Origin of the sequence: Pseudomonas sp. G5(2012) (assembly GCF_000408945.1) — a bacterium.
In the GTDB taxonomy this organism is placed as follows: Bacteria; Pseudomonadota; Gammaproteobacteria; order Pseudomonadales; family Pseudomonadaceae; genus Aquipseudomonas; species Aquipseudomonas umsongensis.
The window spans coordinates 20,507-28,586 of sequence record NZ_APIO01000147.1 but is presented as its reverse complement, the minus strand read 5'-3'; the positions used below and the strand labels follow the sequence as shown (position 1 = coordinate 28,586).

At 60.2% G+C, this 8,080-nt stretch carries 8 protein-coding genes; 3 read left to right on the top strand and 5 right to left on the bottom strand.

Features of this window, described 5'->3' with window-relative positions; all coding sequences use genetic code 11:
- Positions 1–48: 48 nt before the first annotated feature.
- Complete coding sequence (locus tag PG5_RS30285; RefSeq protein WP_020800891.1) at positions 49–882, top strand: EamA family transporter; 834 nt, start codon at positions 49–51, stop codon at positions 880–882.
- Between the two features lie 30 nt (positions 883–912).
- Entirely contained in the window at positions 913–1,296 is a 384-nt protein-coding gene (locus PG5_RS30280) for an MAPEG family protein (protein WP_020800890.1), read from the top strand.
- 123 nt (positions 1,297–1,419) lie between these two features.
- Here PG5_RS30280 and PG5_RS30275 read toward each other — a convergent pair whose 3' ends face one another.
- Complete coding sequence (locus PG5_RS30275; RefSeq protein WP_020800889.1) at positions 1,420–2,592, bottom strand: murein transglycosylase A; 1,173 nt, start codon at positions 2,590–2,592, stop codon at positions 1,420–1,422.
- 128 nt (positions 2,593–2,720) lie between these two features.
- Between PG5_RS30275 and PG5_RS30270 the strand changes: the two genes are divergently transcribed.
- The gene (locus tag PG5_RS30270) at positions 2,721–3,170 is read left to right on the top strand and encodes a cytochrome c (protein ID WP_020800888.1); all 450 of its coding nucleotides are present in this window, start codon (positions 2,721–2,723) and stop codon (positions 3,168–3,170) included.
- A gap of 116 nt (positions 3,171–3,286) precedes the next feature.
- On the opposite strand, the gene PG5_RS30265 is transcribed toward PG5_RS30270, so the two are convergent.
- The 4 genes from PG5_RS30265 to PG5_RS30250 all read right to left on the bottom strand — a co-directional run bounded on the left by PG5_RS30265 (position 3,287) and on the right by PG5_RS30250 (position 7,824).
- Positions 3,287–3,682, bottom strand: coding sequence for a DUF1090 domain-containing protein (locus PG5_RS30265; RefSeq protein WP_020800887.1), 396 nt, complete (start codon positions 3,680–3,682; stop codon positions 3,287–3,289).
- 104 nt (positions 3,683–3,786) lie between these two features.
- The gene (gene ligB / locus PG5_RS30260) at positions 3,787–5,460 is read right to left on the bottom strand and encodes an NAD-dependent DNA ligase LigB (RefSeq protein ID WP_020800886.1); all 1,674 of its coding nucleotides are present in this window, start codon (positions 5,458–5,460) and stop codon (positions 3,787–3,789) included.
- Positions 5,461–5,619: 159 nt separating this feature from the next.
- Positions 5,620–6,810 (bottom strand): methionine adenosyltransferase, encoded by a 1,191-nt coding sequence (metK, locus tag PG5_RS30255; protein WP_020800885.1) that lies wholly within the window; start codon positions 6,808–6,810, stop codon positions 5,620–5,622.
- 18 nt (positions 6,811–6,828) lie between these two features.
- On the bottom strand, positions 6,829–7,824 hold the full coding sequence (locus PG5_RS30250) for a metalloregulator ArsR/SmtB family transcription factor (protein ID WP_020800884.1): 996 nt from the start codon (positions 7,822–7,824) through the stop codon (positions 6,829–6,831).
- Positions 7,825–8,080: the final 256 nt, after the last annotated feature.

The following is an 8,080-nucleotide window of genomic DNA, read 5'->3' as shown; positions in this document are numbered from 1 at the left end:
CAAGCCGGCTCCTACAAGGGGGGGCGGTCAACAAAAAAGGAGTAGGCCGTGCTTGCGACGGCGTTAGTGTTGGTGGCGGCGCTGTTGCATGCGGCGTGGAATACCCTGATCAAGTTCAGCGCCGAGCGTTTGCTGGTAGTGGCCTGCATGGACAGCGTGGCAATGCTCTTCGTCGCGCTTATGTTGCCGTTCGTGGCGCTGCCGCCATTGGACATCTGGCCGTGGATTCTCGCCTCGGCAGCCTTCGAGTTGCTCTACCGTTATTTGCTGATCCAGGCTTATCGGGTCGGCGACCTCGGGCTGGTCTATCCGCTGATGCGGGGGTTGTCGCCGCTGGTGGTGCTCGCGCTGACCCTGGTTTTTGCCGGGGAAGTGCTGACCCACCAGCAGATCTTCGGAATTCTGTTGATCCCGCTTGGCATGCTGTGCCTGCTCTGGCAGGGGGGAGGCGGCGCTCGCTTGCCGTGGTCGATGCTGCCTGTGGTCGCGCTGATCGGCTTGTGCATCGGTTGCTACACCTTCATCGATGGCCAGGCCTTGCGGCGCTGGTCGCATCCACTGGATTACCTGGTCTGGGTGACATTGCTCAGTGCCTGGCCGTTTCCGTTGCTGGCCTGGGTGAGCAAGCGGCCGGCGTTCAAGCTGTTCTGGCGTGAGCAATGGCGATTGGGCCTGGCGGTCGGATTCTGCGTGTTGTTCAGCTACGCTCTGGTGCTGTGGGCCATGCAGCTGGGCTCCATTGCCGAAGCGGCGGCCTTGCGCGAGATCAGCGTGATCCTGGTGGTGCTGTTCGGCATGCGTTACCTGAAAGAACCTTTCGGCGGGCCAAGGCTACTGGCCTGCGGGCTGGTTCTGGTTGGCATGCTGGTAATGAAATTTTGACGGGTCTAAACGTGAGAAAGGGACTGCTTCATGAATGTTGCTCTGTGGTGCATTTTAATTGCGATCATCCTGCCGTATGTGTGTACGGCGGTGGCCAAGATCAGCGGTGGATACGGTTTGAGACACAATCACGATCCGCGGGGATTTCTTGATTCCCTGGAGGGCTTGGGCAAGAGGGCACATGCCGCGCAACTGAACAGCTTCGAAGTGGCCCCGGCGTTCGCGGCGGCAGTGCTCGTGGCGCACCTGGTCGGCAATGCGGAGCTCGTGACCCTCAATGTGCTGGCGGTGTTGTTCATCACCAGTCGCCTTCTCTTCATCATTTTCTATCTGGCGGACTGGGCGACCTTGCGGTCGTTGGTGTGGTTTGTGGGGATGGGGCTGATCGTCAGTTTCTTTGTCGTGTCGGTTTAAGGGCAAGATCAAAAGATCGCAGCCTCGTTTCACTCGACAGCTCCTACAGGGATTGAGTGCATCCGCGATAATGCGGCGGATGAGGTCAATGTAGGCGCTGTCGCAGGCTGCGATCTTTTGACTTTAAAGCTTGTCGGCGACTTGCGGCACTTGCGGCAGCGCCGCGCCTTTGGGCCACAGCATCCAGATCTGCCCCTGCTGCTTCATGTCGCCAGCCAGTTGCCCGGCCGCCTCGCCAGTACCCCAGAACAGATCCGCACGAACCTCGCCAGCAATGGCGCCGCCGGTGTCCTGGGCTGCCACCGGGCGTACCAGTGCAGTGCCATCCGGTTTTGTGGTGGATAACCACAACAGGCTACCCAGCGGAATCACTTTGCGATCCACCGCCGCGCTATAACCGGCCGTCAACGGCACGTTCAGCGAGCCGCGCGGGCCTTCGTTGCTGTCCGGGTTCTGGGTGAAAAACACGTAGCTTGGGTTGCTGCCGAGCAGTTCTGGAATACGCGCTGGGTTGGCCTTGGCCCAGTTGCTGATTGCGCCCATGGTCACGTCTTCTTTCTTCAGCTCGCCTTGCTCCACCAACCAGCGTCCGATCGGTCGATAAGGGTGGCCGTTCTGGTCGGCGTAAGCGATTCGCAGCTGACGACCGCTGTCGAGCTGGATACGACCCGATCCCTGGATTTGCAGGAACTGCAGGTTCATCGGATCGGTCAACCAGGCCACGACGGGAGCCTTGACCCCCTTGCTGCCGATGGTCGCTGCATCGTCGTAAGGCTTGAGCACGCGGCCTTCAAGTCGGCCGCGCAGGCGTTTGCCCTTGAGTTCCGGGTAGATGCTGTCCAGCGAGACGATGATCATATCTTCAGGCACGCCATACACCGGGACGTTCGCCTTTGCGGTTTGGGTCAGGCTGCCGGGGTAGACCGGTTCGTAGTAGCCAGTGATCAAGCCGTTGGGATTGTCGTTGGCGGCGCGCAGGCCGTAGACATCCAGGTTCTGCTTGAGAAAACCACGGATGTCGCTGGCACTCTGCGGCACGTTGGTCGCCGCTGCGCAGGTGGCGCCCCAGACCGGGTCAGCCTTGAGTCGGGTGCAGGCGCTGCGCCAGGAGCCGAAACCGGCAACGAGGTCATTGTCGGAGACTGCCGGCAACGCTTCCCAAGTGGCGCTGGAGTAGGTGGCCAGGGCGTGGGTCTTCGGTTGTTTGTCTTCGCCACCGGTGCAGCCAGCGAGCACGGCCACAATCGGAAGCGTCCAGGCCAGGGGGTGACACCAGGCCTTGAAACGGCTGTTCATGGAATATTTCCTTTGCCGGTTGCCTGAGCGTCGTGTGCACTCATGCAACCCGTATTGATAATAGGGGTATTGGTGTTTGCCGGTGACGCGAGGATACTGGCCCCCGTTTTCCGTGACCTGAAGCCACCATGACTCTTAAAAGACTTTCTGTTGTATTGCTGGCCTGCCTGACGCTTTGCGCTTGTGGCGGCGTCGATCCCAACTCGCCCCTCGGTCAGCGAAAGGCCATTTTCAAGCAGATGCTCAAGACCGGTGAAGACCTGGGTGGCATGTTGCGTGGCCGTATTGCGTTCGATGGCCCGAAGTTCGCTGACGGCGCGGTGAAACTCGATGCGCTGTCCCATGAGCCATGGAAACATTTCCCGCAGGTGCGTGAAGAAGACCACACCAGTGCCAAGAATGATGTCTGGGAGAAGCAGGCACGCTTTGAGCAAATGGCTCGCAGTCTTGAAGCGGCCACGGGCGAGCTGGTGATCGCCAGTCAGGTTCAACCCTACAAGGCCAGTAACCTGGGGCCGGCGGTACAGAAGGTCGAAGATGCCTGCAGTGCGTGCCATAAAGAATTTCGGGATCATTGATCAACGATACCCGGTCTGATGTCTTCGCGAGCAGGGGCATGCGGTCAACTGTGGGGGCGAGCCTGCTCGCGAAGGCGGATTTTGCAGCACCAGGGATTGCCGATCTTTACCTGTTCTTATTTATCCAGCTCGTCCACCGCTTCCTGCAATTCCTTGCGGGACTCGGCGAGTTTGTCCTTGCGCTTGTTGATCTTCTCGGGGTCGCCTTGTTTCATGGCTTTATCAAGGTCGGCCTGACGCTTGCTGACTTCGTGCTTGGCGTCGAGCACCTTGTTTTCCCGTTCTTTCTTCAGCGAGGCATCAGTGCAATTGGCGCTGACTTCGCTCAAGGCTTTCTCCAGGCCAGCCTGCTGGTCGGCATTGCCGTGGGATTTGGCCAGTTCGATCTGATTGATGATGCCTTGTTTCTTGGCGGCGCAGCCGGTCAGGCCTGGGGCGTCTTCGACGGCCATCAATGGAGTGGCCATAACGCTGCAAAGGGTCAACAGGACCAGTGGTGGAAGAAATTTCATAAAAGCTCCAGGTGAAAAGGCATACGTGTCGATGCAGCGATGGCACGTTTGAGCCCATCGGGACTTCAGGGTTCCCGGGCGCATGGGCATCACCGGGGCTAAAGCTAAAAACCGTCTATGGCAGCCCGGCGAAGTGTTTCACTCAGCGCCACGACCTGCGGATCGCGAAAAAATGCGCTTAATTGTGCGGCGCGTCCTGGTCCGATGTCGGGTTGGGCCTGCCATTGCTCGATGTCTCGTTGTGCCAGCTCCCGCCATGAGTCGCCCAAGTGTGCCTGGCCGATCGGCGGCATACCCAGGGCTTTGAGCCAGCGGGCGAGTGGGCGTTGCCGGGCATTGTCGAAACTGCTGGCCAGCCGAGTAGCGCTGCGCTCGCCGAAACCGTCAATGTTAGCAAGCTCTTGGGCATCGAGGGTCAACCAATCCAACAGGCCGTTCAGGTGACCTGTTTCAAGAAGTTTTTCCCATGTGCCGGGGCCGACATGGGGCAGGTCCAATCCGTGTTTGCCGCTGAGCCATGTCAGGCGTGCGAGAAACTGGCTTTGGCATCCCGGCGTCGGCTGCCAGCAGCTCAATGGGTGAAAGTCGGCAGCCAGCGGTACGTTCATCTCAGGGCGCTCGGTATTGCGCAGCACAACGCCATCGAGCCTGGGAATGGTCAGGCCGGCCAGGCTGATGGCGACCTGGTCGCCCGCTCGGATATCCAGCGTTTGCCAGCGTTGCAAGGAGCTCACGCTGACGCGCTTGATCTGCTGGTCATCGAGCGTCACCGGGATCAACTCCAGCACGGGGGTGATCCGTCCCGTGCGACCAATCTTGAAATGAACTTTTCGTACCTCGGCCAGTGCCTGGGCAAAGGGATACTTCCAGGCAACGATCCAGTATGGCGCTTTTGCCTGCCAGCGTTCGGCGGGCGGGCGCTGCTCTTGGCGCAGGACAATCCCGTCGCTGGCAAACGGCAGGGGCGAGCGATACCAGTGATCACGCCAGTACTCGACTTCGGCTATTGAACTGATGGCCTGGGTGTACTGTGCGGAACTGGAAAAACCGAGTTTTTCCAGTTCCGCGATACGGGCCGGCAAGCTCGTCGGACCGTGGGGCCATTCCCAGGCAAACAGGCCGATCCCCTCGGCCTGCTCGACGCTCAATGTCTTGCGGGCCATCAAGCCGGCTACCGTGCCGCGGGCGTTCAGGCTGCCGGCGATGGCTTGTACATGGTCAGCGAGGCGCCAGTAGAGCTCGCCCTGTACCACCAGGTCCCGTGGCTCGGACAGGCGTTGAGGAATGGCGCCGACCTGGCGGGCCGAGTCGGTCCAGTCCTGACCATGCACACCATCGCCGCGACTGATCGCCTGGACCAGCAGGCCATTGCGGTAGACCAGGGTCACCGCCACGCCGTCGACCTTGGGCTGGGCCCAGACCTGAGTTCGACCCAGCAGCCAATGCTCGACGGCACCCGCATCTGGCAGTTTTTCCAGGCCGGTATGCGGCACTGGATGGGCCAGCGGACCGCTCGCGGTGCGCAATGGATCGGTGGCCGAGCCGGGGCTGAAGCATTGGCGCCATTGGCTCAGGCGCGCGAAGGACTGATCGTAGAGTTCGTCGGCGATCAGCGAACGGCCTTCGCGGTGATAGCTGTCATCCCAGAGGTCGATTTGTTTTTGCAGCGCGGCGAGTTCTTGTGCGGCACGCGCGGGCGGCCAGGCAGGGCATTCGCCAGCAGCACTGTTCAGGCACAGGCAGGTCAGGAGTAAGCCGGTCAGCAGGCGGGGCAGCATAGTGAGCTTCCTTGCTCGATAGAGGTGCCTGAAGGTTAGTCAGCGGCGGGCTGATGGGTGTGCCGCTGTTTTTCGGAGTGTTTCAACCTACTAAGTTTTCATCCATAAAAAAGCCCCGCACGGCGGACCGTGCGGGGCTTCAGGTACCACCGGGAAGTCTTACAGGCCGGCAGCCGTGCGCAGGTGTTCGGCGCGGTCGGTCTTTTCCCAGGTGAAGGTGGTGAAGGTGTCATCACCAACCGTCTTGGTTGCCGGGGTGCGACCGAAGTGGCCGTACGCAGCGGTTTCCTGGTACATCGGGTGCAGCAGGTCAAGCATGGTGGTGATTGCGTAAGGACGCAGGTCGAACACTTCGCGGACCAGCTTGACGATCTTGTCGTCGCTGATCTTGCCGGTGCCGAAGGTGTTCAGCGAGATCGAAGTCGGCTGGGCAACGCCGATGGCGTAGGACACCTGAATCTCGCAGCGCTCGGCCAGGCCGGCGGCAACGATGTTCTTGGCCACGTAACGACCGGCATAGGCAGCCGAGCGGTCAACCTTGGATGGATCTTTGCCGGAGAACGCACCACCACCGTGGCGGGCCATGCCACCGTAGCTGTCGACAATGATCTTGCGGCCGGTCAGGCCACAATCGCCCACCGGGCCACCGATGATGAACTGGCCGGTCGGGTTGATGTGGAACTGAGTGTCCTTGGACAGCAGTTCGGCAGGCAGCACGTGCTTGACGATCAGCTCCATCACGCCTTCGCGCAGGTCTGCGTACGACACTTCCGGGTTGTGCTGGGTCGACAGGACAACCGCGTCGATGCCGACAACCTTGCCGTTTTCGTAGCGGCAGGTCACTTGCGACTTGGCGTCCGGACGCAGCCAAGGCAGCAGGCCGGATTTACGGGCTTCGGCCTGGCGTTTCACCAGCTGGTGCGAGAACGTGATCGGTGCAGGCATCAGCACGTCGGTTTCGTTGCTGGCGTAGCCGAACATCAGGCCCTGGTCGCCGGCGCCCTGATCTTCAGGCTTGGCACGGTCGACGCCCTGGTTGATGTCAGGGGACTGCTTGCCGATGATGTTCATTACGCCGCAGGTCGCACCGTCGAAGCCGACGTTGGAGCTGGTGTAGCCGATGTTGGTGATGACGTCACGAACGATCTGCTCCAGGTCAACCCAGGCCGAGGTGGTGACTTCGCCAGCGATGATCGCCACGCCGGTTTTCACCAGGGTCTCGCACGCCACGCGCGCGAACTTGTCTTCAGCGATGATGGCGTCCAGCACCGCATCAGAAATCTGGTCGGCGATTTTGTCCGGATGCCCTTCAGACACGGACTCGGAGGTGAAAAGGGAGTATTCGCTCATCTCGATGTTTTCCTGAAATTACCGATGGTGAGTGTCGCCAGCCGACCGCTGAAAATGGCGGACCTGAATCTGGAAACCATTACGTAAGCCTACATAGAGGCTTTCTCCGGGGACGAGCCCCGCAGCGGTGGCCCAACGGGCCAGATCGTCCTGTTCAAACCCCAGCCAGAGATCACCGCAGGCCTCCTTGGCCCAACTCTGGTTGTGGCTACATAATTCTGTCACCAGCAGGCTGCCGCCCGGTTGCAGCAAATTGGCCATGTGCTTGAGCGCATCGGCCGGCGCGGCAAAGTGATGCAATACCATGTTCAGTACAACGCAATCGGCCTTGAGACTGACGCCGTTCAGGGCATCGGCCAGTTGCAGGTTAACGTTAGTCAGCGAATCGCGTTCGCACACCTGGCGTGCCAGTTCGAGCATGACCTGGCTATTGTCCAGTGCCGTGACCTGAGTGAAGCGGCGCGACAGTTCCGGCAGGAATGCACCGTCGCCGGGGCCGACTTCGATCGCCGTGGCAGCGCTGCCGAAGCTCAGCTTGTCGAGCAGGGCCACCACGCTCTCGCGGTACTGTGGCAGGCCAGCGATCAAGTCTTGCTGGGCGCGAAATTTCTCGGCGACCCGTGAGAAAAAGTCCTGGCTGGCCGCCTCGCGTTGCTTGTGAACCTGGGTGATGCGCATTTGCACGTCGACCGGCAAACGCAGGTTATCCACTTCCTCGAGCAATGCCGCGTGCAATTTTCCCCCCGGCAACTCAGTGTGTGGCAGGGCGCGACGGTAGAAAATCGCATTGCCTTCACGGCGGGTCGCTACCAGATCAGCCTGGGCCAGCACCTTGAGGTGATGGCTCATGCCCGATTGGCCGATGCCGAAGATCTGCGCCAGTTCCAGTACGCCGAACGAATCGTTGGTCAAAGCGCGCAAGACATTCAGGCGCAAGGGATCGCCGCCGGCCTTGCACAAGGCCGCCAGCTCATCACAATCGTCCTGGCGAATGGAGGGCGCGCGTAAATTCATAGGCCGGCAGTCTAGTCACGCACCGGAAGCACCGCAAGATCAATATCAAAAAGTTTTGATATTGATCGATAGATGGCACTTCTCAGGAGCTGCTCAACTCTACAAACCGATAGCGGAAAGGTTTCACCCGCCTAATCCGTCGCCAAGCGTTGGAAAAACGCCTTCAGATGACTTTCTGTCATTGCCCCGAGGCGTCCGGGTGAGGGAAAATGCTCGCCTTTTTTCCGTTTCATTTTTATCACTCTCGATTCAGAAC